Annotated in this window: 22 protein-coding genes; 11 read left to right on the forward strand and 11 right to left on the reverse strand. The window is 74.0% G+C overall.

The window, feature by feature from the left end; all coding sequences use genetic code 11:
- Positions 1-66: 66 nt before the first annotated feature.
- Both OG357_RS01060 and OG357_RS01065 read right to left on the reverse strand, forming a co-directional pair.
- Positions 67-774 carry a response regulator transcription factor gene (locus OG357_RS01060; protein WP_329619267.1) on the reverse strand — a complete coding sequence of 236 codons (708 nt, stop codon included), beginning with the start codon at positions 772-774 and terminating at the stop codon, positions 67-69.
- Positions 771-2135 (reverse strand): sensor histidine kinase, encoded by a 1365-nt coding sequence (locus tag OG357_RS01065; RefSeq protein ID WP_329619268.1) that lies wholly within the window; start codon positions 2133-2135, stop codon positions 771-773. Before OG357_RS01065 ends, OG357_RS01060 begins: the two co-directional genes overlap by 4 nt.
- 134 nt (positions 2136-2269) lie before the next feature.
- Between OG357_RS01065 and OG357_RS01070 the strand changes: the two genes are divergently transcribed.
- Positions 2270-3178, forward strand: coding sequence for an ABC transporter ATP-binding protein (locus OG357_RS01070; RefSeq protein WP_329619269.1), 909 nt, complete (start codon positions 2270-2272; stop codon positions 3176-3178).
- Positions 3175-4014: an ABC transporter permease gene (locus OG357_RS01075; RefSeq protein WP_329619270.1), complete on the forward strand. Its 840-nt coding sequence runs from the start codon at positions 3175-3177 to the stop codon at positions 4012-4014. The genes OG357_RS01070 and OG357_RS01075 overlap by 4 nt, the downstream gene beginning before the upstream one ends.
- Before the next feature lie 19 nt (positions 4015-4033).
- Here OG357_RS01075 and OG357_RS01080 read toward each other — a convergent pair whose 3' ends face one another.
- A complete protein-coding gene (locus tag OG357_RS01080; RefSeq protein ID WP_329619271.1) occupies positions 4034-4903 on the reverse strand; it encodes a YhjD/YihY/BrkB family envelope integrity protein in 870 nt (289 codons plus the stop codon).
- A gap of 104 nt (positions 4904-5007) precedes the next feature.
- Positions 5008-5481 carry a winged helix-turn-helix transcriptional regulator gene (locus OG357_RS01085; protein ID WP_329619272.1) on the reverse strand — a complete coding sequence of 158 codons (474 nt, stop codon included), beginning with the start codon at positions 5479-5481 and terminating at the stop codon, positions 5008-5010.
- Between the two features lie 163 nt (positions 5482-5644).
- On the opposite strand from OG357_RS01085, the gene OG357_RS01090 reads away from it, so the two are divergent.
- Positions 5645-6073 (forward strand): PaaI family thioesterase, encoded by a 429-nt coding sequence (locus tag OG357_RS01090; protein ID WP_223835426.1) that lies wholly within the window; start codon positions 5645-5647, stop codon positions 6071-6073.
- Positions 6074-6107: 34 nt separating this feature from the next.
- Here OG357_RS01090 and OG357_RS01095 read toward each other — a convergent pair whose 3' ends face one another.
- Both OG357_RS01095 and OG357_RS01100 read right to left on the reverse strand, forming a co-directional pair.
- Complete coding sequence (locus tag OG357_RS01095; protein ID WP_329619273.1) at positions 6108-6473, reverse strand: luciferase domain-containing protein; 366 nt, start codon at positions 6471-6473, stop codon at positions 6108-6110.
- A gap of 136 nt (positions 6474-6609) precedes the next feature.
- A complete protein-coding gene (locus OG357_RS01100) occupies positions 6610-7776 on the reverse strand; it encodes a PP2C family protein-serine/threonine phosphatase (protein WP_329619274.1) in 1167 nt (388 codons plus the stop codon).
- Between the two features lie 192 nt (positions 7777-7968).
- Here OG357_RS01100 and OG357_RS01105 point away from each other — a divergent pair, with 192 nt between their 5' ends.
- From OG357_RS01105 to OG357_RS01115, 3 genes are all read left to right on the forward strand, one after another.
- Positions 7969-8838 (forward strand): AAA family ATPase, encoded by an 870-nt coding sequence (locus OG357_RS01105; RefSeq protein ID WP_329619275.1) that lies wholly within the window; start codon positions 7969-7971, stop codon positions 8836-8838.
- Positions 8835-10223: a VWA domain-containing protein gene (locus OG357_RS01110; protein WP_329619276.1), complete on the forward strand. Its 1389-nt coding sequence runs from the start codon at positions 8835-8837 to the stop codon at positions 10221-10223. The genes OG357_RS01105 and OG357_RS01110 overlap by 4 nt, the downstream gene beginning before the upstream one ends.
- Positions 10224-10317: 94 nt before the next feature.
- Positions 10318-10902, forward strand: a complete 585-nt coding sequence (locus tag OG357_RS01115; RefSeq protein ID WP_329619277.1) for a nucleosidase — start codon at positions 10318-10320, stop codon at positions 10900-10902.
- 69 nt (positions 10903-10971) lie between these two features.
- On the opposite strand, the gene OG357_RS01120 is transcribed toward OG357_RS01115, so the two are convergent.
- On the reverse strand, positions 10972-12162 hold the full coding sequence (locus OG357_RS01120) for an alpha/beta hydrolase family protein (protein ID WP_329619278.1): 1191 nt from the start codon (positions 12160-12162) through the stop codon (positions 10972-10974).
- A 474-nt stretch (positions 12163-12636) separates the two neighbouring features.
- On the opposite strand from OG357_RS01120, the gene OG357_RS01125 reads away from it, so the two are divergent.
- Together OG357_RS01125 and OG357_RS01130 are read left to right on the forward strand one after the other, a co-directional pair.
- On the forward strand, positions 12637-13821 hold the full coding sequence (locus tag OG357_RS01125; RefSeq protein WP_329619279.1) for an LLM class flavin-dependent oxidoreductase: 1185 nt from the start codon (positions 12637-12639) through the stop codon (positions 13819-13821).
- The gene (locus tag OG357_RS01130; RefSeq protein WP_329619280.1) at positions 13818-15182 is read left to right on the forward strand and encodes an NtaA/DmoA family FMN-dependent monooxygenase; all 1365 of its coding nucleotides are present in this window, start codon (positions 13818-13820) and stop codon (positions 15180-15182) included. Before OG357_RS01125 ends, OG357_RS01130 begins: the two co-directional genes overlap by 4 nt.
- Positions 15183-15264: 82 nt before the next feature.
- Here OG357_RS01130 and OG357_RS01135 read toward each other — a convergent pair whose 3' ends face one another.
- The 4 genes from OG357_RS01135 to OG357_RS01150 form a co-directional block, all read right to left on the reverse strand.
- A complete protein-coding gene (locus tag OG357_RS01135) occupies positions 15265-17202 on the reverse strand; it encodes an alpha/beta fold hydrolase (protein WP_329619281.1) in 1938 nt (645 codons plus the stop codon).
- 182 nt (positions 17203-17384) lie between these two features.
- Positions 17385-18509, reverse strand: a complete 1125-nt coding sequence (locus OG357_RS01140; protein ID WP_329619282.1) for a PP2C family protein-serine/threonine phosphatase — start codon at positions 18507-18509, stop codon at positions 17385-17387.
- A gap of 1 nt (position 18510) precedes the next feature.
- Positions 18511-20010: an MFS transporter gene (locus OG357_RS01145; RefSeq protein WP_329619283.1), complete on the reverse strand. Its 1500-nt coding sequence runs from the start codon at positions 20008-20010 to the stop codon at positions 18511-18513.
- Entirely contained in the window at positions 20007-20684 is a 678-nt protein-coding gene (locus OG357_RS01150; RefSeq protein WP_329619284.1) for a TetR/AcrR family transcriptional regulator, read from the reverse strand. The genes OG357_RS01145 and OG357_RS01150 overlap by 4 nt, the downstream gene beginning before the upstream one ends.
- Positions 20685-20976: 292 nt before the next feature.
- Here OG357_RS01150 and OG357_RS01155 point away from each other — a divergent pair, with 292 nt between their 5' ends.
- The 3 genes from OG357_RS01155 to OG357_RS01165 all read left to right on the forward strand — a co-directional run bounded on the left by OG357_RS01155 (position 20977) and on the right by OG357_RS01165 (position 23281).
- Positions 20977-21561: a TMEM165/GDT1 family protein gene (locus OG357_RS01155; RefSeq protein WP_329619285.1), complete on the forward strand. Its 585-nt coding sequence runs from the start codon at positions 20977-20979 to the stop codon at positions 21559-21561.
- A 102-nt stretch (positions 21562-21663) separates the two neighbouring features.
- Positions 21664-21831 carry a hypothetical protein gene (locus OG357_RS01160; RefSeq protein WP_329619286.1) on the forward strand — a complete coding sequence of 56 codons (168 nt, stop codon included), beginning with the start codon at positions 21664-21666 and terminating at the stop codon, positions 21829-21831.
- Between the two features lie 121 nt (positions 21832-21952).
- Positions 21953-23281 (forward strand): M20 metallopeptidase family protein, encoded by a 1329-nt coding sequence (locus OG357_RS01165; protein WP_329619287.1) that lies wholly within the window; start codon positions 21953-21955, stop codon positions 23279-23281.
- The last annotated feature ends 7 nt before the right edge of the window (positions 23282-23288 follow it).

Below are 23288 nucleotides of genomic sequence, written 5' to 3' on the forward strand. Positions count from 1 at the left end.
GGCCGTCGCCCGGCCCGTGGCGGGGAGATCACCGGATCGTGTGATCACCGCTCCCGGCCGGTCGGGTCAGGCCGCGGAGACCAGACCCGCCTCGTACGCGATGATGACCAGCTGTACGCGGTCGCGGGCGTCCAATTTGGCGAGCAGGCGCGTGAGATAGGTCTTCGCCGTGGCGATGCTGATGTGGAGCTCGGCGGCGATCTCCGTATTGGAGAGGCCGCGGCCGACGAGGGTGAGCACCTCGCGTTCGCGGTCGGTGATGCCCTCCGTGCCGCGGCGGGGCGCGGTGTTCGGCCGCGCCGGGCGGCCGGTGAACTCCTTGATGAGACGGCGGGTGACGCCGGGTGCGATCAGGGCGTCGCCGGAGGCGACGACCCGGACGGCGGCGAGGATGTCGTCCAGGGCCATGTCCTTGACGAGGAAGCCGGAGGCTCCGGCGTGCAGCGCCCCGTACACGTGGTCGTCGTCGTCGAAGGTGGTGAGGACGACGACGCGGGCGCCGGTGGGACCGGAGGTGACGAGGCGGGTCGCCTCGATGCCGTCGGTGCCGGGCATCCGCAGGTCCATCACGACGACGTCGGCTCCGGTCTCCTCGACGAGGCGGACGGCCTCGGCGCCGTTCGCGGCCTCGCCGACGACGACGAGGTCGGCGGTGTCCTTCATGACCATCCGGAGCGCGGTGCGGACGAGGGGCTGGTCGTCGGCGAGGACGACACGGACGATACCGGCGTCGTCGGCTGCGGCGGCGGGCTGCTCGGCGGTGGACTGGGTCATCGGGCGGTGGCTCCTGTGGGGAGGGGAAGACGGGCGGTGACGCGGAAGCCGCCGCCGGGGCGGGGGCCCGCGGTGAACTCTCCGTGCAGCAGGGCGACGCGCTCGCGCATGCCCGCGAGGCCGTAACCGGAACCTCCGCCGGGGCGTTCGCGCTCCCTGCCGGGGGTCGGGCCGTGGTCCTCGACGGTGACCGCGAGGGCCTCGGGGTCCTGGTGGTCGACGGTCACCGTGCACGTGTCGGCGCCGGAGTGGCGCACGACGTTGGTGACGGACTCCTGGACGAGACGGAAGGCGGAGAGGTCGATGTCCGGGGGCAGGGGGTGCGTGGCGCCGAGCCGCCGGACGGCGACGCGGACCCCGGCGGCCCCCGTGACCTCGGCGAGCCGGTCGAGCGCGGAGAGGCCGGGCATCTCGGGGAGGCCGAGCATCCGGGCGGGGCCGGGTGTTTCGGCGGCGCGGCCGCCCGCGGTCCCGGTGCCGGGCGCCGTTTCGCCACGCGCCGCCGCCCCCGTCGCCGTCTCCACCGCCGTCTCCGTACGGAACGCCTCCTCCGTACGGTCGGCGAAGGTCGCGTCCGCCTGGTCCGCGGTGCGCAGGGCGCCGAGCATGCGGCGCAGTCCCGCCAGGGTCTCGCGGCTCGCCGTCTCGATCTCCGCGAGGGCCTGCCGGGCGCCCTCGGGCTGTGTGTCGATGACGCGGCGGGCCGCCCCCGCCTGGAGGGCCACGATGCCGATGCTGTGCGCGACCGTGTCGTGCATCTCGCGGGCGATACGGAGCCGTTCGGCGGTGACGGCCTGCTCGGCGACCTGGGCGCGGCTCTGCTCGGCGTACTCCCGGGCCTGCCTTTCCGAGCGGCCGAGGAGCCAGGCCACAAGGGCGGTCAGGGCCACGGCCAGTCCGCTCGTGGTGCCGGCGCTCCAGCCGGAGAGCAGCCGGACGGCCAGGTACACGACGATCAGGCCGAGGGCGAGCAGGAGTGCCCGCCAGGCCTCGCGGCGGGGGCGGGCCGCGGCGATGGCGTAGAGAGCGACGTCGACCGCGAGGTACTGGGCGAAGGGGATGGCGGTGACGCCGAGGGGGGTGGAGGCGATGACCGAGGCGACGAGGAGGTGGTTCAGGGCGGCGGTCGGGCGGCGGGCGAGGAGGGCGCTGCCGCGCAGGGTGAGGAGAGTGGCGACGGCCAGCATGAGGAGGCCGTCCCAGCGCAGGATGACGAAGCCGGGCATGACGTCCGGCCCCTCCTGACCGGGCACGCTGATTCGGAGGAGGGCGGTGAAGGCGATGCCCGCGCCCCAGGCGACTGCGGCCCACCTGCCGGGCGGGAGCCTCTTGAAGAAGGGTGCTGACGGGGTGGCGGACATGCGGTGATCGTAGAGCGCCGCCCTCGGCCAGGTCATCGGACCTGGGGTGTACGACCAGGGGTGACAGCGCTGCCCACCGATTGTCCCTGCTGGTCCGATGCCCCGGCAGGGCTCCGGGCGGCACGGTGGTGCACATGATCGAAGTCAGGCAACTCACCAAACGCTACGGCTCCACGACCGCCGTCGACTCCCTCACGTTCACCGTCCGGCAGGGCGTCGTGACCGGGTTCCTCGGGCCCAACGGGTCGGGGAAGAGCACGACTCTGCGGATGGTCCTGGGGCTGCACACGCCGACGAGCGGCACGGTGACGGTCGACGGGCGGCCCTTCACGGACCGGCCGCGCGGCCTCCGGCACGTCGGCGCGCTCCTCGACGCCGGGGACGTGCACGACGGGCGGACCGCGCGGGCGCATCTGGCGGTCCTCGCGCGAAGCAATCGCATCCCGCTCTCCCGGGTCGACGAGGTACTGGAGGAGGTCGGACTCGCGGGGGCCGCACGGCGCAGGGTCGGCGGGTACTCGCTCGGGATGCGGCAGCGGCTCGGGATCGCGGGCGCGCTGCTCGGCGACCCGCCGGTGCTGCTGTTCGACGAGCCGCTCAACGGGCTCGACCCGGAGGGCGTGAAGTGGGTGCGGGGGCTGTTCCGGCGCCTCGCCGCGGAGGGCCGGACCGTCTTCGTCTCCAGCCATCTGATGACGGAGATGGAGCACACGGCGGACGAGCTGGTCGTGATCGGCCAGGGTGAGCTGATCGCGGCGGAGAGCCTCTCCGCGTTCGCCGCCCGCGGGGCCCGGCTCAGCGTGACGGTCGGCACGCCCGATCCGTCGACGCTGACGCCGCTGCTGCGCGCGGAGGGGGCGGAAGTGGCGGAGGAGGGCGGTCTGCTGACGGTGACGGGGCTCCCGGCGGCGCGGATCGGCGCCCTCGCGCTGGAGCACCGGCTGCTGCTCGACCAGCTGACCACCCGTACCGCCTCTCTGGAGGAGGCGTTCATGGAACTGACCGCCGACCGTGTCGAATACGTGGCAGGAGACGTCCGATGACCGCCCTCGATGTGCGTGTGGCTTCCGTGGTGGAGCCCCGTGCCCGTTTCCGCGACCTGGTGGCGTCGGAGTGGCTGAAGCTGTGGTCGCTGCGATCCACGGGCTGGTCCCTGCTGCTGAGCGCGCTGGCCGTGGTCGCCTTCAACGCCGGGACCGCCTGGGACCACTACCGGTACTGGTTCCAGTACGACGCGGAGAGCCAGGCCTCCTTCGTGAAGCACGACATGGCGCTGTGGGACGCGTTCACGGGGAACGCGCAGATGGTGCTGATCCTCTGCACCGCCGCCATGGGAGCGGTGGCGGTGGTCGGCGAGTACGGCAGCGGGCTGATCCGGACGACGTTCGCGGCGGTGCCGGCGCGGAGCTCGGTGATGTCGGCGAAGGTGCTGGTCGTGGCGGCGGTGCAGACCCTCTTCGGGGCGGTGGTCGCGGCCGGTTCGTTCTGGTCGACACAGGCGATTCTCGACGTACGGGGTGCCGGTCTGCCGATCACGCACCCGGGGGCGCTGCGGATCGTCGTCGCGTCCGCGCTGCTCGCGCCGGTCTGCGCGCTGGTCGGGATGGCACTGGGCGCGCTGCTGCGGCGGAGCGCGATCTCGATCGTCGGCTCGGTGGTGCTGCTCCTGCTGCTGCCGTCGGTGCTGTCCGACCGGCGCCACCTCACGGCTGTGCTGGCCCACGCGACGCCGCTGCACGCGTGGCGGCGGCAGGTGCCGGTGGGGTTCGACGAGGTCCCGTACCCGTGGACGTCGGGCGCCGCGTGGCTGGTGTACGGGCTGTGGGCGCTGGGCGCGGCCGTGGTGACGGTGGTGGCGGTGCGCCGCAGGGACCAGTAGCGGCGCGCACGGGCCGGGGTCACGCGCCGCCGGGGAGGTCGCGGGTCAGGCGGCGGCGGGTGAGGTGCTCGTGGACGAGGCGCCCGGTGAGGGCGCCTCCGTACACGACGAAGCCGACGCCGACGAGCCAGGACTGGAGGACGAGGACGGTGCCGAACTGGCCGTAGGTGACCGCGTTGGAGGCGATGAGCGGGGAGAAGACGAGCTGGGAGAAGATCCGCAGCCCGAGGAGGCCGAGCGCGGTGAGGGCGGCGCCGGGGGCGAGGGCGCGCCAGCGGATGCGGCCGCAGAGGAGGAAGCGCTGGGACCACCAGAAGAAGAGGAAGGTGCCGATGAGGTCGGCGACGGCGACGAAGAGGGTGGTCGAGGCCGGGGATTCCTCGGGGGCGGGGTTGGCGACGAAGAGGAGCAGGGCCGCGACGAGGACGGCGAGCCAGACGACGTGCCGCCACATGGTGTGCCAGCGGGCGGTGGGGAGGTCCCACGCCCGCTCGTAGCCGGTCTGGACGGCGGACCCGAAGGTGACGCCGAACGCGGCGAGGGCGGCGAGACCGAAGGCGGTGGTGCGCTGGAGGGCCTGCCCCGGCTGGCCGAAGAGCCGCTCGACCTCCTCCTCCGAGACCTCGGAGACGCCGAGGCCCTGGACGAGCCAGCGGGCGAAGCCCTGGCCGCTGGCGAGGTCGGCCGCCGCGACGACGATGAGGAGCGGGACGAGGGTGAGCAGGCTCAGCGCCGCGAAGCCCATGGCGCGGTGCATGAGTTCCATGGCGCGGCCGCGGTTCCAGGCGAGGCCGACCGGTGAGGCGAGCAGGCGCAGGTGGAACCGGTGGAACCAGTGACCGTGCTCGGTGGGGGGACCGTCGTCCGGCGGGCCGGGAGTGGGGGGCATGGTTCGTGGGGTACCCGTCCGGAGGCCGGGACACCTCCGAAGTGCGGCCGAACGGGTGCCGCCCGTCGTGGTGGCGCGGCCGGGTGGATCGGGTCAGCGGCCTGTCAGCGGGTGAAGGGGCGGGCTCCGGGACCGGGCCGGACGGTGACGTCCCGGGCGGCGAGGGTGGCGTGTTCCTCGCCCTCGCACTGGACGACCACGCGGACGGGCGCCCCGCAGTCGGTGTGCCGGATGTCGAGCACGGGGCCCTCGGGATCTCCCGCGTACGCGTCGCCCCACTGCTTCAGGGCGAGGAGTACGGGCCAGAGGTCGACGCCCTTGGGCGTGAGCCGGTACTCGTACCGGGTACGGGAGCCGGGTTCGCGGTAGGGCTCGGCGCGCAGGACGCCGGCCGCGACGAGCTTGCGGAGGCGGTCGGCGAGGACGGCCTCGGAGAGGCCGAGGTGGCGCCGGAACTCGTCGTAGCGGCGGACCCCGTTGAAGGCGTCCCGCAGGATGAGCAGGCTCCACTTCTCGCCGACGAGGTCCAGGGTGCGGCGGACCGAGCAGTTCTCGGTGTCCGTCTCCAGCCACTTCATCGTCACACCCTACCCACCTGGCTGCGTCGTTGACAGTCAGCTGACACGAGAGCTAGCTTCGCCGTACAGAGTCAGCGGAGCCTAGCGGAGCGGAGTGGTGACGGTGCGGTCACGGACGGTCGAGTGGCAGGACGCCGGGGTCAGCGCCCGGGCCGCGAGGACGATGGCGGGGCTCGACTTCCTGCGCGAGATGGTGGCCGGGCGGCTGCCCGGGCCGCCGATCGCCGCGCTGCTGGGCTTCGGTCTTGAGGAGGTCGAGGACGGCCGTGCCGTGTTCGCCTTCGAACCGGGCGAGGAGCACTACAACCCGATCGGCAGCGTGCACGGCGGGGTGTACGCGACCCTGCTCGACTCGGCCGCCGGCTGCGCGGTGCACTCGACGCTCCCCCAGGGCACGGCGTACACCTCGCTCGATCTGTCGACCCGCTTCCTCCGGCCGATCACGATGGACACGGGCAAGGTGCGGGCGATCGGGACGGTGCTGTCGCGGGGGCGCCGCACCGCGCTGGCGGAGGCGGGCCTGTACGACGCGGAGGACCGTCTGCTCGCGCACGCCACCAGCACCTGCATGCTGTTCCCGATGCCCGCGTAAGCGTGCTGATCCCGCTCCCCTGGAGGCGCGGGCCTCAGCGGATGCCGGTGACCGGGAGGGTGCGGGTGCAGCCGTCCGGGGCGACGTCGGGAACGCCGTTCCCCTGAAGGGCCGCGCTCACCAGCGTGGCGAGCAGGTCGATGTCCGAGCCCATGTCCAGACGGACCGTCACCCACCCGGATCCGGCGCGCAGACGGACCGCACTCGACCCGAGCAGGGCGGGGCGCAGCTTCGCGACCATGGCCCTGGTGAGGTGGACGTCGGCTTCGTGCTCCCCGTGGAAGTGCACGATCTCCTGTGTCGCGGTGCCCAGACCGAGCTCGGCACCACAGTGGGTGCGGCCGGGGGTCAGCGAGGGCCAGCTCATCAGACGTTCACTGGCATGCCTGGCCGTGTTCATACCGAGGAGCGTGCCGGGCCACGGGGCCGCGCACAAGCGTCCTGGCGAAAGAATCCCCGCACAGGCGTGAAACAGGACGCGGACTGGCCGAAGTGACCGTGTGTCACGAGGCGCGTGGGTCGGGAGTGGCGTGGCGTCACGCCGTCGGGCGGGCGCGGACGCGGGCCGCGAGGACGGCCACGTCGTCCTCGGCCCGGTGGGCACCGAGGCGGCGGAGCACCTCGTCGACGACCTGGTGGGGGCCGGGGTCGGGCGGGAGGCGGAGTGAGGCGAGGCGGGCCAGCGACACGTCGATGTCCTCGCCCCGGCGCTCGACGAGGCCGTCGGTGAAGAGCAGCAGCGTCTCGGCGGGCGTGAGCGGGCGGGTGGTGGGCTCGTAGCCGCCGACGCCGGTGCCCAGCGGTGGGCCCACCGGGAGGTCGACCAGTTCCGCCGAGCCGTCCGCGCCGAACACGGCGGGCGGCAGGTGGCCTGCGCTGGCGAAGGTGGCGGCGCCGCGCGCCGGGTCGACGCGGACGAGCAGGCAGGTCGCGGGGCGGCGGCCGTCGTCCTCGGCGACCACGGAGTCGAGGTGGCGCAGGACCCGGTGCGGCGGCAGGTCCGTGGCGGCGACCTCGCGGAGCACGGTGCGGTAGGCGTTCATGTCGACGGCGGCGTCCAGACCGTGCCCCATCACGTCGCCGACGACCAGGAGGGTGCGGCCGAAGTGGAGTCGTACCGTCTCGAACCAGTCGCCGCCGACGAGGGTGCGGAGCCCGGCGGGGAGATAGCCGCCCGCGATCTCCAGATTGGGGTGCGGCCTGCCCGGTTCGGCGACGAGGGCGCGCTGGAGGTGGAGGGCGGTGTCCTCGGTGGCGGCGAGGCGGCGCGCGTGGCCGATGTGCCGGGCGGCGAGCCGCGCGGCGTGGTGGACGGTGGCGGCCTCGTCGGTGGTGAAGGGGACGCCGTCGATACGGGTCACGGTGACCGTTCCGAGGGGTTCCTCGTCGCCGACGGCGAGCGCGGCGGTGAGGGTGTGCACGGGGGCGGAGCCGGGGCCTGGGCCGGGGCCTGGGAGAGCGGTGCTCTCGGAGCGAGGGGCGGATCTGTCCGACCCCGCGGACATGCGTGCCGTCGCGGCGCGGCGCGGCGGGACGCCCTGCTCGGCGGCCAGGTCGACCACCACCGAGCCGCCCAGCCGGCGCACGAGGAACGCGGCGGCCTCACGGCAGGTGTGCGTCTCGTCGAGCGTCGTGCCGATCTCGCCGATCGCCTGCTCCATCGCCCGCACCCTGGCCAGGAGAGCCTCGTCCTGTTCCGCCACGACACCTCCACCGCCGCGCGGTTCCCCGGGCGGCGTGCCCGGTCCCCCCATTGCACCAGCGGCTCACGGCCCGCGCGCGGGCACGGACCTCAGGGCCCGCCCGGCGGAACGGTTGTGCGGTGCTGCCGGATCTGATCAAGTACCCCTGAGGCTACTGGCCAGTAAGAGTTTCCGCTTCCCGGGGGGACAGGCATGACGACCGGATTCTTCAGCTCCGTGGACGACGTCGCCGAGCGGCTCGCCACGACCGGCTACCTGGCGTCGCGGGCCGTCGCCACCACCGTCTTCCTCGCCGACCGGCTCGGCAAGCCGCTCCTGGTCGAGGGGCCCGCCGGGGTCGGCAAGACGGAGCTGGCCAAGGCCGTCGCCGAGGTGACGGGCGCCCGGCTCGTCAGGCTCCAGTGCTACGAGGGCGTCGACGAGTCCCGCGCACTGTACGAGTGGAACCACGCCAAGCAGCTGCTGCGGATCACGTCCGGCCGCGGCGAGTCCTGGGACGAGACGCGGACGGACATCTTCTCCGAGGAGTTCCTGCTCGCCCGCCCGCTGCTCACCGCCATCCGGTCCGAGGAGCCGACCGTCCTCCTCATCGACGAGACCGACAAGGCCGACGTCGAGGTCGAGGGCCTGCTCCTGGAGGTGCTCAGCGACTTCCAGGTGACCGTCCCCGAGCTCGGGACGATCGCGGCGGCGCGACGGCCCTTCGTCGTCCTCACCTCGAACGCGAGCCGCGAACTGTCCGAGGCGCTCCGGCGACGCTGTCTCTTCCTGCACATCGGGTTCCCGGAGGAGGAGCTGGAGCGCCGGATCGTGACCCGCAAGGTGCCCGGCCTCGACGCCGCGCTCGCCACGTCCGTCGTCCGGGTCGTGGGGGCGCTGCGGGCCATGGACCTGCGCAAGGTCCCGTCCGTGTCCGAGACGATCGACTGGGCGCGGACCCTGCTGGCGCTCGGCGCGGACCGGCTGGACGAGGGGGTCGTACGGGACAGCCTGGGGGTTCTCCTCAAGCACCAGGACGACATCGTGAAGGCCGCGGCCAAGCTCGACCTGGAAGCGGTGTGACCCCGGCGGTCCCGGGCGGGACGTCTGCGGACGCGTCCGGGCCCGTGGAGCGGCTCACCGGTCTGGTGGGGGCGCTGCGCGACCACGGCTTCGGGATCGGGACGGGCGAGACCGTGGACGCGGGGCACGCCCTGGAGGCGGTCGGGTTCACGGACCGCGAGCGGGTGCGGGAGGCGCTGGCGGCGACGCTGCTCCACGGGGAGCGGCAGCGCCCCGTCTTCGACCGGGTCTTCGACCTGTACTTCCCGCTCGGCGGCGGCGGTCGGACGGCCCTCGACGGCACCGCGGCCGACCTCGCCGAGCTGCGGGAGCGGCTCGCAGACGCGCTGGCGGCCGACGACGGGGCCGCCCTCGCCGTGCTCGCGGCGGAGGCGGTGGGCGGTTTCGGGGGTTACGGCTCCGGCCCGGAGACGGACGGCTGGTCCTCGTACCAGACGCTCTCCCGGCTGCGCCCCGAGACCCTCCTCGCGCGGGTGCGGGCTGCGGAGCGGAGCGAGGAGCCCGAGTTCGCCGACCGGCTGCTCGACGACGAGATCCGGCGGCGGATCGAGGCCTTCCGCGAACGGGTCAGGACCGAGGCACGGCGGCGGGTCGCCGAGCGGCAGGGCCGGGACCGGGTCGCTCGGCGGGCGGTCGCGGGGACGGCGGACGGGGTGGACTTCCTGCTCGCCGGGCGGGCGCAGCTGGACGAGCTGCGGCGTACGGTACGGCCGCTGGCACGGAAGCTGGCCACCCGGCTGGCCGCCCGCCGGCGCCGGGCGGCGCGCGGGGAGATCGACCTGCGGCGGACGCTGCGCCGCTCGCTGTCGACCGGGGGCGTCCCTGTGCGGCCGGTGCTGCGACGGCGCCGTCCCGGGCGGCCGGAGCTGGTGCTCCTGTGCGATGTGTCGGGGTCGGTGGCCGGTTTCGCGCAGTTCACGATGCTGCTGGTGCAGGCCCTGCACGACCAGTTCAGCCGGGTGCGGGTCTTCGCCTTCGTCAACCGGGTCGACGAGGTGACGGGGCTGATCGCACGGGGCGCGGCGGACCCGGCGGGGCTCGGCGACCGCATCCTCGCGGAGGCGGAGCTGACCGGCTGGCACGGGCAGAGCGACTACGGGACGGCGCTCGGGGAGTTCGCCGACCGGTACGCGGAGGCCGTCGGCCCGCGCACGGTGCTCTTCGTCCTCGGCGACGCGCGGACCAACCGCGCCGACCCCAACCTCGCGGCGCTGAAACGGGTCGCGGACCGGGCGCGCCGGGTCCACTGGCTCAATCCCGAGCAGCCCTCGCTGTGGGGCACGGGCGACTCGGAGGCCCCGGCGTACGCCGAGATCGTCGACATGCGGCCCTGCCGCAACTCACGCCAGCTCGGAGCGCTGATCGGCCGCCTGCTCCCGGTCTGAGCCACGGGCCGTCTCCCCCCGCCACCCCACCCCCTAGGGGGGTCGTACGGGGTCCGGTTGTACGGCGGCGGGGCCGCCATCTAGCGTGACCTCCATGGAACTCTTGGGAGAGATCGTCGCCGGCCGTCCTCTGTACGTCGTCGCGGTGAAGGAGGAGGCGCAGTTCCTCGACACCGATCTGCCGGTGCTGCTCACCGGCATGGGCAAGGTCAACGCGGCGACCGCCCTCGCGACCGTACTCGGCCGGGGCCCGCGGCCGTCCGGGATCGTGAACCTGGGGACCGCCGGGGCACTGCGCCCTGGTTTCATGGGCACTCATGTCGTCGGCACCGTCCTCCAGCATGACTTCGACGGCGTATTCCTCGCCACGCTGACCGGCGAGACCTATGGCGAGCCGCTGACCCTGCCCGACGGCGGTGACGTGGTGCTGGCCACCGGGGACTCGTTCATCGCGGACGAGGCCTCCCGGGCCCGGCTCGCGGAGCGGGCGGCGCTCGTCGACATGGAGGGGTACGCGCTGGCCTCGGTCGCGCAGCTCGCCGGGGTTCCGCTGCGGATGGTGAAGCACGTCAGCGACGAGGCGGGGGACGGCGCGGCCCGCACCTGGCGCGAGTCGGTCGCCGAGTGCGCGAGGGCGCTGGCCGACTGGGCGGCGGCGAACACTCCGTACCGCTCCTGACGTCGACGGCTCGACCGCCCGAGCCGCCCGAGCCGCCCCGCAGCGACCCGGCGGCTACCGGCGGACCGGTCAGCGGTGCTGGAAGTGGACCTCCGGGTGGTCCGGGGTCGGACCGTCCAGGACGGGCCGCGCGAGGCCCCGCAGATGCCGGTCGAAGAAGGCGGCCACGTACGTCCGCGTGACGGCGACGGCCCGGTCGGCGGGCAGCGCCGGCCCGGGCAGGCCGAACCGGCTCTGGATCACCGGGTAGTCGGAGAAGGTGAAGTGCTCCGCCCCGGCCACGGTGACCCACCGCTTCCAGCCGTCGAGCGTGGGCCACACCCGGTCCCAGCTGGTGTCCTGCCCGCCGGGCAGGTGCATGCCGTCGTGGGTGCCCAGCATCAGGAACGGACGGCCGCGCAGGCCCTCCGCCGGCAGGTCCTCCCAGAAGGCCCCGTCCATGTTGAGCCCGGCGTCGATGCGCGGGTCGGCCGCCATGGCGGTGGCCGCGCTCGCCCCGCCGATCGAGTGCCCCGCCATGCCGACGCGGCGCGCGTCGATGGCGCGGGCGTGGCGCCAGACGGGGCGGGGGCCGGTCAGCCGGTCGAGGACGAAGCGCATGTCGGCGGCGCGGGTGGAGGTCACCACGCTCGCGTGGACGCCTCCCTCGTCGAGCGCCGTGCACGCGACGCAGGTCAGGGTCCGGCCGCCGGGGACGGAGATGCCGTACGACTCGTAGGCGTGGTCGACGGAGGCGACGACGTAGCCGCGCGAGGCGAGGTCCTCCGCGAGGTGGGAGAGCGTCCACCGGGAGCCGCCGAAGCCGGGCGACAGCAGCACGAGCGGGTGCTTGCCCGGGGCGGGGCGGGCGTCGGTCCGGCCGTGGGTGCGCATCCGGGCGAGCGCGTCGCCCGGGACGGCGGAGCCGATGCCGAGCGCCTCGATCAGGAGGCGCGCCTCCTCGCCGGTGGCGTACGGAGCGGGGCGCCCGTCGCCGGGGCGCGCGGCCGGGTAGTGGAGGGTGACCATCAGTTCGCGCCCTGCGGCGGTGGGGACCCAGGGGTCGGTACGGGACCGGTCGACGAGCGGCAGGACCGTGCGGCCGATGGCGTACGGCCCCGTGGGCGCGGGCAGCGCGGGCCGTGCGGTGTCGGGGGCGACGACCGGGGCGGTGAGCGCGGCCGGGGCCGCGACGGACGGGCCCGCCGTGGCGAGGGCTCCGGGTAAGGCGAGGGAACAGGCGAGAAGCGCGGCCGCGGCCGCGCGGGTGAATCGGGTCATGCGGGGCACGCTAGAGGCCGCGGCCGGGGCGGCGCGTCCTTCCACAGGTGCATGTTCGGTCAGACCGACGGCTGACGCGAGTGCAGCGGCGTGCCGTCAACTCCCCTCCCCCTGTGGCCTGCTGACGCTCCCACCTGCCGGGACGGCCTTGACAGCGCGGAAGCCCGCCTGCCTATGGTGAGACGTTCCTTCCCGGATGGCCGGGAAGGAGCCGGACCGAACCGAGGGGAGGCGCACGTGCACGCGTCGAGCAACGCGCCGCGCCGCCTGGTCCGCGCCGGGGCGCCGCTGGTCTGCCGCCGCCACGTCGACTTCTGCCGTACCTCCTCGGCCATCTGTCCTTCCCTCAGCGCCTGACCCCGCTCCGCGTGGGTCCGCGCGTTCCGTGACGTTCCGTCGCCCGGCCGCACGCCGGCGCGCCTTCGCGCGCCCGTGCCCCGCCGCGCGCTCCCGTCTCCCGGAAGGACCACTCCCATGCCCCGCCCTGCCCTGCGCCTGGCCGTCGAGCTCGACGGCGACGGCGCACATCCGGCCGCGTGGCGCCGTGCCGCGCACGCCCCCGGCGAGCTGCTGACCGCGCGTCGGCTCGCCCGTACCGCGACCGCCGCCGAGAACGCCGGATTCACGCTCGTCACCCTGGACGACTCGATCCTGCCGCCGGCCTCCGGCGCCGACCCGGTGGGCCGGATCGGCGCGGTCGAGCGCGCCGCTTTCGTCGCCGCGTCGACGAGCGTCCTCGGGGTCGCCCCCGTGATCGCCACCACCTACGCCGAACCGTTCCACGTGTCCTCGCAGCTGTCCTCCCTCGACCACCTCTCGGCCGGCCGCGCCGGCTGGGTGGTGGGCGTCGAGGAGGACCCGGCGGCCGCGCGGGCCTGGGGGCGCCCCCTCGTCGAGGGTCCCGCGGCCCGCGCCCGGGAGGCCCACGACGGGGTGCGTGTCGTCGGCGACCTCTGGGACTCGTGGGAGGACGACGCGGTGATCCGGTCCGTGGCCACGAGCCGCTATCTGGACCGCGAGCGGCTCCACTCCATCGACTTCACCGGCGAGACGTACTCCGTGAAGGGCCCGTCCATCGTGCCGCGCCCTCCGCAGGGCCGGCCCGTGGTCCTCGCCCGCCAGGGTCTCGTCCCGGCCGGGCTGACCGACGTGGCGCTGGTCGGCGGGCCGACCGCGGCGGAGACCGGCGCGGCGGGCGAGGCGGCCACGGCCGCCGGTGTGCCGCTGGCGTTCGCCGAGATCGAGGTGGCCCTCGACACCCCGCGCGAGACGGCCCGGGAGCGGATCGCCGATCTGGAGCGGTACTCCCCCTGGGAGGAGCGCCCCGACCGGCTCCGGTACACGGGGTCCGCGGACGGTCTGGTGAGCCTGCTGGCGGAGCTCGCCGCGCGCGTCGACGGGGTGCGGCTGCTGCCGCTGGTCCTCGACGAGGACCTGTCGGTGCTCTCCCGGCTCGTCCTGCCCGCGCTGTTCGTCCGGCGGCTCGCGACACGCCCGCTGCCGGGCACCACCCTCCGTACGTCACTGGGCCTCCCCCGCCCCGTCAGCCGATTCGCGACGAGCACCGCCACCAGCACCAGCACCAGCACCAGCACCAGCACCAGCACCAGAACAGTCACCAGCACCGGCACCGCTCTCGTCCGGGAGGAGACCCGATGACCCGCACCGATCCCACCGACGTCCCCCGCCCTGACGCCCGGCTCCACTTCGGCGTGTTCTTCCAGGGGGTCAACCACTGGACGATCTGGTCGGATCCGTCGAGCGGTTCACAGATCGCTCCTGCCTCGTTCCTCCAGGTGGCGCGGACCGCCGAACGAGGGCTCTTCGACGCCTTCTTCCTCGGGGACGGGCAGCGGCTGCGCGAGTCGGAGGGCGGCATCCACGAGCTCGACGTCGCAGGGCGCCCGGACTCGATCACCCAGCTGTCGGCGCTCGCGGCCGCCACCGACCGCATCGGGCTGGTCTCCACCTCCAACACCACCTACAACGAGCCGGCCGACCTGGCCCGCCGCCTCGCGGGCCTCGACCTGCTCTCCGGCGGCCGGGCAGGCTGGAACATGGTGACCACGCACAACGCCTGGACCGGGGAGAACTTCCGGCGCGGCGGATTCCTCGACCACGCGGACCGCTACACGCGCGCCGAGGAGTTCCTCTCCGTCGCGCGTGCGGTGTGGGACGGCTGGGGGAAGGACGCCGTGGCCGCGTCGGCCGACGCGCGTTCCTGGTCGGTGCCGGGGGCGGTGGGGCGCGTACGGTCGCGCGGGGAGCACTTCGACGTCGATCTCGCGCCGACCCTGCCGCGCAGCGCCCAGGGCCACCCGGTGATCTTCCAGGCCGGGGACTCCGGTGAGGGCCGGGACTTCGGGGCGCGGAACGCGGACGTGATCTTCTCCGCGCACGGTCTGGACTTCGACGACGCGCTGGGCTTCGCCGAGGACCTCCGGCGACGGCTCCGTGCGGTGGGGCGGCCCGAGGACGCCCTGCGGATCCTGCCGGGTACGGAGATCATCATCGGGGCGACGGAGAAGGAGGCGGAGGAGAAGGCCCGCTGGGTCCGCCTCGAACAGGTCACTCCCGCCGTGGCCCTCGGCATCGCGGGCCGGCTGTGGAACATCGACCTGTCCGGGCGGGACGCCGACGGCCCGCTGCCGGCCGAGGATCCGGTGATCGTCGAGTACACGGGAACGTTCGGGTCGAGCAGGATCAAGGACGCCCTGACGACGGTCGCCGAGTGGCGGGCGAAGGCGGAGGCCAACGGCTGGTCGCTGCGGGAGACCGTCATCGAACTCGGTCCGCAGCGCGGGCACGTGGGCACTCCGGCGGCGCTCGCGGAGAAGTTCGCGCGGTTCGTCCGGTACGGGGCGGTCGACGGCTTCAACGTCTCGCCGTACCTGGTGCCGGACGGGCTCGACGACATCGTGGACCTGCTCGTGCCCGAGCTCCAGGAGCGCGGGGTGTACCGGACCGCGTACACGGGGACGACGCTCCGCGAGCATCTGGGACTCGCTCCGGTGGAGTGACGCGCGAGCGTGGTGGCGCGGACGTGGGGACGCGGTGTCCGACCGCGCCCCCACGCCGCGTACCGCCCACCGCCTCCCGGGCTCAGCCGAGGGGCAGTTCCAGGAAGGACGGCTCGCCCTCAGGGGAGCCGAAGGCGGTCTGCGTCCACGTGATGGACGCGCCGCCGTACAGCGGGTCCATGCTGTCGACGACCAGCATCAGCCGGTGGCCGGCGGGGATGTCGTACGCGGCGGCCTGGAGGTTCCAGGTCACGGTGACGTCCTGCTCGGGCGTCAGGCCGTACACGTTGAGCGGCTCGTGGGTGATGATCCGGGCCGTCTCGTCCTCGGCGACGTCGAAGAGATGGGCGACGAGCCCCGCCGAGGTGGACGTGGAGCGGACCGTGAGGCGCAGGCGCGGGATCCCCCGGACGCGGCGGGCCGCCTGCCCCTCCCCCTCGGGCGCGAGGAGCGGCTCGGTCGTCCAGGCCACGGCGTGCCGGCGGTCGATCTTGCGGGTGTCGTAGATCTTGGGGTTGCCGGCCCACTCCGCCTGGCCGGTCTTCATGAGCGGCATGTCCATGGCGGTCGCTTCGGTGTCCACGCCCGCGACGAACGCGCGCCGCCAGCCGGTCTCCTCCGGCGGGGCCGGCTCCGCGCCGGCGCGCGGGACGAGCAGGCCGTCGGCGCCGCCGGCCCCGTCGCCGGTGAGCCCGAACACCTCGACGCCGGTGGTGACCTCGCTCCAGGCGGCACGGGTCTCGCGGACGGCGGGTTCGACGATCCGGTCCTCGCCGGTCGGTTCGCCGGTACCGGGGTCCGTGACCGGTTCCGTGACGTAGGTGAACATCACCTGGCTGGAGACCTCCTCCCAGTCCTCGACCCCGTTGCGCTCGCCCTTGAGGTAGTGGTCGAGCCAGGCGTACGCCTCCTCCATGGGGACGTTGGCCTTGCGGGGCTCCGTACCGATGAGCCCCGGGCCCTCGGGGGCGGCGTGGTCGCCGATCCAGAGATTGAGCCGCTTGGGCACCCGCAGGTCCTCGAAGGTCGTCAGGACCTGGTTGACCGGGAAGAGGCTCTCGTGCCAGGTGTTGGAGAAGAAGGTCGGCGTCTCGTTCTCGTTGGTGAGGGGCAGGTACGACTCGGGGGAGCGCTTCCGGCCCCACTTCACGACCTCGTGCAGGTTCCGGTCGGCCTGGAAGTCGGCCAGGATCCGCTGGTTCTCCTCGTCGAACTTCTCCTCGACCGGTCCGCCGGTGAGCGAGAGCAGCGCCTTCACGGCCGCGAGGTGGCGGGTCTTGTTGTCGTAGAGGCTGGTGGCGAGGTTGCCCCAGGTGCTGAGGGCGACGACGGCGGAGACGCGGCCGTCGTGGGCGGCGACGAGCTGGCTGATGCCGGAGCCGTAGGACTCGCCGAGGAAACCGATGGCGCTCGGGCCGAAGTGCTGGACGGCGAAGTCGATGACGGCTGAGCCGTCGGCCCAGTCGTGGGGTCCGGCGACGTCGACGAAGCCCTCGGAGGTGGAGGGCAGTCCGGGGATGCCGAGGCCGCGGGGCGTGTAGGCGATGACGTGGTAGCCGCGGCGGGCGAGGCTGAGGTACGACCAGAGGAACAGCGGCCAGCCGAACGGAGTCCAGCCGGCCGGAACGATGACGAGCGGATGCGGGCCGGGGCTTAGCTGGTAGAGGCTGAAGGCGGAGAGCCGGACGCCCTCGGTGGCGGACTCGATGCGGTGGTACGCGGGCCAGGCCACGCCGCGGACCTCCTCGACGTACGCGGCGAGTTCGGCCGGGAGCAGCGCGTCGGCGCTCGCCGTGCCGGGGGTGCCGCCGCCGAGGAGCGCGGTGGCGAGGGTCTGGCCGAGGCGGACGGCGTCGGGGTTCACCGTTCCGTCGGCGGCCCAGAGGCCGCCGGCGCTTCCGTTTCCGATTCCGCTTCCCGCGATGCGGGCGGTGTCGGCGGCGGTGAGGCCCACCGTGCCGTCGGGGAAGCCGGGGAAGTCTTCGGACGAGCCGGTGGTGAAGGGGTTGTCCTGGGGCACGTGCACCCGTTCCTCTCGAGTGGACTGCAGACTGTCCGCGATGCGGACGGTCGCAAGCCTCACGTATGCGGGCCGGAGCGGCCAGAGCGCACGAACGGCGCACGTGTCACATAACCGTGCGGGAACGACACAAGCCGCCCCGAACTCGATGTTTGAGTACCCCGATAACGGTGCGAAGGGGGTCAGGAGGAGAGCCGGCCCGGCTCGGGCGGCCGGACGACGAGCAGCGCGGCGACGTCGTCGTCGAGGCCGTCGACGCCGTACGCGGCGAGATCGCGGTGGAGGATGCCGGGCAGTTCGGCGGCCGGTTCCCGCGCCCAGCCGCGCAGCCGCAGCTCCAGCGGGTAGAAGGTGCCGGCCCGGTCGCGGGTCTCGCTGACGCCGTCCGTGAAGAGCAGCATCCGGTCCCCCGGTCCGAAGGGCACCTCCTCGATCCGGTGGTGGTTCTCGGCGAGGCCCGCGAGGTTGACGGGCAGGGAGGGGTCGGCGAAGGCGACCGGCGTGACCTCGGCCCCTCGCTGGACCAGGGGGGCGGGGTGGCCGCAGCTGAGGAGCCGGGCGATGTCCTGGCCGTCGGGGAGTTCCACGAGGACGACGGTGGCGAAGCGTTCGGCGGCATCGGATTCGGGGTCCCAGCCGCTGTAGCGCGTCAGGCCCTCGTCGAGCGTGTCGGCGAGCGCGGCCAGGTCCGGGGCCTCGTTGACGGTGGCCCGGAAGGAGCCGAGCAGGACGGCGGCGGTCTCGACGGCGCCGAGGCCCTTGCCCTGGACGTCGCCGAGCATGATCCGTACGGCTCCGGGGACCCGGACGGCCTCGTAGAAGTCGCCGCCGATCCGGGCCTTGGCGGCGGCCGCGACGTACAGCAGGTGCAGCTCGAAGCGGCCCAGGCGGTCGGGCAGGGGACGCAGGACGACGCGCTGGACGACCTCGGCGACGGCGGTGACCTCGCGCAGCTCCTTTTCGTAGCGGGTGCGGACATGGCTGACCCAGGCGGCCGCGGCGGTGACGAGGGCGAGGACCACCTCGCTGGCGAGGAGTTCGGGGACGAGGGCTTCGTCCCGGCCGAGGTGGAGCACCGCGCGTACCGCCATGGCGAGCAGCCCGATGCCGATGGTGCCGCGCACGCTCCAGGTGACGGCGGCGAGCGCGGGCGCGGCGACGAGGAGGCGCTCGAAACGCTCCCTGTCGGGGGTGAGGACATCGGCGGCGGCCGTCATCACGAGGATCAGGAAGGGCAGGGCGCGACCGAGGTTGAACTGTGTGCGCTCCGCCTTGCCGGGCGGGCGCCGGTGGCCGACGTCGGACATTTCATGATCGTACGCAGAACCGCCGTCGGGGCTCCGGTGGCGTCGGCCCCCGGCGTGTCCCCTGACGTTCCCTCGGGCGTTCCCTCGGCGGATTCCTCGGACGTTTCCCCGGGCGCTGCCTCGCGTGGTGCGCCGTGTCGGGCAGGGCGAGTGCGGCGGGGAGGGCGAGCGCCGCGATCACGGCGAGGGCCGGCAGGGCGACGCCCCGGTCCGGGACGAAACCGCCGTCCGGTGCGAGGGCGAGGAGCAGGGTCGCGGTGGCGACGCCGAGGGCGGGTCCGATGTTCATGGCGGTCTGCTGGAGGCCGCCGGCGACGCCCGCGTGGGCCTCGGGGGCGCGGTGCACGACGACGGAGGTCGCGGTGACCATCAGGGTGACGAAGCCCGCGCCGAGGAGGGCGGCGCCGGTACCGACGGAGACGGCGGAGGCCGTCGCGTCGAGGCGGGCGAGCAACAGGACGCCGAGGGTGAGCAGGACCGCACCGGCGGCCGCCGTGCGCCGGGGGCCGAAGCGGCGCTGGAGCGGCGGGCAGAGGGGCGCTCCGAGCACCATGAGCACGGCGAGCGGCAGGACGCGCAGTGCGCAGTCGAGGGGACCGAGGCCTTGGACGTCCTGGAGGAAGTACGTCGCGACGAAGAGCGTCCCGAAGAGCGCGGCCGAGGCGGCGAGGAGGACGGCGAGACCGGCGCGGATGGGCACGCTCCGCATCAGCTCCGGTGGCAGGAGGGGGTGCGGGGCGCGGCGCTCGTGCCGGACCAGCGCGGCTCCGGCGGCCAGGGCGGCCGCGAGCACGAGGGCAGTGGTTCCGGTGCCGCCGGGGCGGGGCGCGTCGACCAGTCCGTGCACCAGGAGCCCGAGGGCCGCGGCGAGCAGGACGGCGCCGAGCGGATCGAGCGCGGCGAGTCCGGCGGAGGGGGCTCGCTCGCGGGCGTCGGCGCGCGGTTCCGGACCGGTGAGGGCGAGCAGGCCGATCGCGAGGGTCGGCGGCACGCCGAGGAGGAAGACCGCGCGCCAGCCGTACGAGGAGACGAGTGCGCCGCCCACGAGGGGGCCCGCCGCCGCGGCGAGGCCGATGGCGGCGGTGCGCACGGCGATCGGCGTCGCGAGCCGCTCGGGTGGGAACGCGGTGCGCAGCATGCCGAGGGTGGCGGGCTGGAGGAGCGCCCCGCAGACCCCCTGGAGCACGCGCAGCGCGATCACGGCGCCGATGCCGGGGGCGAGGGCGATGCCGGCGGAGGCGGCGGCGAAGCCGAGGGCGCCGACGGCGAAGACGCGGCGGTGGCCGTGGCGGTCGCCGAGGCGGCCGGCGAAGACGAGGAGGCTCGCGACGGTGACGAGGTAGGCGGTGCTGGTCCACTGCACCTGTCCGACGTCGGCGTGCAGGTCTCGCTGGAGGGCGGGTTGGGCGACGGTGAGGACGGTGCCGTCGAGGGCGACGACGGCGGCGCCGACGACACTGCACGCCAGGGTGGAGGCGCGGCGCGGTCCTGTCGCGGTCACGGGGCGGGCTCCACGGGCCCGAGGTGGGCGTCGAGCGCGGCGGCGAGGAGCGGGGCGGGATCGGTGCCGCCGGTGGCGAGCGGAAGGCTGCCCCAGTGCCAGAGCTGGGCGATGCCGTGGAGGTTGGCCCAGAGAGCGCCGGCGCGCACAGCCGCGCCCGCACGCACAGCCGCGTCCGCTTGCGACGTCGTGTCCGCGCTCAGTGCCGCGTCAGCGGGCCGCGCGGGATCCGTGGCGCGGGCGACGAGCCCGGCGAGGTGGGCGAAGAGCGGCAGGCTCGTCTCGCGCAGTCCCAGCCCGCCGCTTTCGAGCAGGTCGTGGCGGAACATCAGCTCGTACATGCCGCGCCGGCTCCCCGCGTACGCGAGGTAGACGCGGGCGAGGATCGCGATCCGTTCGCGCGGCCCCGCATCCTCCCGGTCCTCCTCCGCGAGGCGGTCGGCCAGCTCGGCGAAGCCCTGGCGGGCGATGGCCGACAGGAGGTCCAGATGGGTCGGGAAGTAGCGGCGGGGGGCTCCGTGGGAGACACCGGCCCTGCGGGCGATCTCGCGCAGGGACAGGGCCTGCGCGCCTTCGGCGTTCACCAGCTCGACGCCCGCCCGGACGAGACGTCCGCGCAGCCCGTCCTCGCGCTCCTCGCGCTCGTCGTGATCTTCGTTCTCCTGATGTTGCATAGACACTGTCTACCAAGATCGAGTAGACACTGTCTACCCACGCTCGCACACTGTTCGGTTACACTGAGGGACAGCGAAGGGGAGTAGCCCTGCGAACCGGTCGTCGACACACTGGAACCCCCGGGTTCCCGGTGACCGGGTCCACGCACGACGTGGACGGGCGAGACCTTCGGCCAGGCATCAACCGCGTCCGCGATTCCGTGGGCGTGGTCCGTCATGCCGGGCCGAGTGGTCCTCCCGTCGCCGTCGAGGTGCGGAGCCCACGGGCCCGGACCGAGCAGAGAGCCCCGGTATGCACCTCGACCCCTTGGCGATCCTCACCGCCTTCGGGCTGATCTTCCTCGCCGAGCTTCCCGACAAGACGATGTTCGCGTCCCTCGCCATGGGCACGCGGATGCGTCCGCTGTACGTCTGGATCGGCACCTCGACCGCGTTCCTGGCGCACGTCGCCATCGCCGTGGGAGCCGGCAGCCTGCTCGGGCTCCTCCCCGGCTGGATCGTCAAACTGGTCTCGGCCCTGCTGTTCGGCTTCGGCGCGTTCATGCTGCTGCGCGGCAGTGGCGACGACGAGGACGACGACACGGGCGGCCGGGCGGTGACCGGCTTCTGGCCCGTCTTCTCGACCGCCTTCATGGCCGTCTTCATCAGCGAGTGGGGCGACCTCACCCAGATCACCACCGCCAACCTCGCCGCCACCAACGGCACCTGGTCGACGGCGATCGGCTCGCTCGCCGCCCTGATGAGCGTCTCCGCCCTCGCCCTGGTCGCGGGCCGGTTCATCGCCAAGCGCGTCCCGCTCAAGACCGTGCAGCGCGTCGGAGGCGTGATCATGGCGGGCCTCGCCGTCTGGTCGCTGACCGAGGTCTTCACCGGCTGACGCCGCTCCTGGCCACGGCGGCCCCCGCCCACACCGCACAGCCCCCGTCCCGTACCGGACAGGGGCTGTGCGGCGTCCTGGCCCCGGTGCGATCATGCGGGGATGACCACCGCCTCCGAACCGGCCGACCGCCTCGCGGCGTTCGGGAACCAACTCGTCGACGTGCACATCTGGCTCGTCGAGGAGCTCGCCCGCCTCCGCGAGGAGTGGTCACGGCCCTCAACGAGCTCGGGACGCCCCTTCCGGACGACTTCAGGCTCTCCGACCTGACCGACCGCTGACACGCCGCGGGCCTGTCCGGTCCTCACCCGCCGGACAGGCCCTCGGTGCGAGGCTGGTGGGGCACGGTCCCCATGGCCACGGCGCGAGCCGGTACGAGAGGGAGTCCCCGTTGAGTACGGAGTCGATGCACGGCGAACTGGACGAACGGGCAGCGAAGGTGGCGGACCGGGTGGTCGCCTGGCGGCGCCATCTGCACCGGCACCCGGAACTGTCCAACCGGGAGGTCGAGACGGCCCGGCTGGTGGCCGACGAGTTGCGCGCGCTGGGCCTCGACGAGGTGCGTACCGGCATCGCGGGTCACGGCGTCGTGGGCGTCCTGCGCGGTGCCGGGCCGTCACAGGGCGGGCGGGTCGTGGCACTCCGGGCGGACATGGACGCGCTGCCGGTCAGGGACCTGTGCGGGGCGGAGTTCGCCTCCGAGGTCGTCGACGCCGACTATCCGGGCGGCCCGTTCCCCGTCTCGCACGCCTGCGGGCACGACTGCCACACGGCGATGGTGCTCGGCGCGGCAGTGGTGCTCGCCGGGGTCCGGGACCGCCTCCCGGGCACCGTGCTCTTCGTCTTCCAGCCCGCCGAGGAGGGCCCGCCGGTGACCGAGGAGGGCGGGGCACGGGCCATGGTCGAGGCGGGCGCCTTCGCCGACCCGGTGCCGACGATGGCGTTCGGGCTGCACGTGACGCCCTATCCGAAGGGGCACGTGGGATACAGGATCGGCAATCAGTACGCCGCTTCCGCCCTCGTCCGTGTCGTCGTCACCGGGAAGCAGACGCACGGTTCCACGCCCTGGGAGGGCGTCGATCCGATGCCGGCGGTGGGAGCGGTCCTGACGGGCGTCGGCCAGCTGTACCGCCAGGTCTCGGCCTTCGCGCCGGTCACGGTCTCCATCGGGCATGTGGAAGACGTCGGCCGGTTCAACATCATCGGGCAGACGGTGACGCTGTGGGGCACGGTCCGGTGCGCCGTCGAGACGGACATGGCGGAGGTCCAGCGGCGGCTCACGACGCTCGTGGAGCACTCCGCGGCGGCGTACGGGGCGACTGCCTCGGTGGAGTACCTCCAGTCCGTGCCGCCCGTGCACAACAGCCGGCCGTGGGTCGAGTCGGCGCTGCCGACCTTCCGCCGGGTCGTGGGCGAGGAGCGGGTGGTGGAGACCGGCGGGACGCTCGGGTACGACGACGTCTCCGAGTTCGTCCGCCGCTTCGGCGGCCTGTACGTGATGCTCGGCGTCCAGGACGCGGCGCTGGACGCATCGGGCCGGCCGGTGCCGGTCCCGGGCGGGCGCGGCATCGTCACCAACCACAACCCGCACTTCTACGCGGACGACGACACCCTCGTCACCGGCGTCCGGCTCCACGCGCACGTGGCGTACGACCATCTGACGGGGGCGCTGACGGCCCCCACGCCCGCACCCGCACCCGCACCCGCCGACGCGCCGTAGAGCGCAC

It is taken from the genome of Streptomyces sp. NBC_01255 (assembly GCF_036226445.1).
GTDB lineage: Bacteria > Actinomycetota > Actinomycetes > Streptomycetales > Streptomycetaceae > Streptomyces.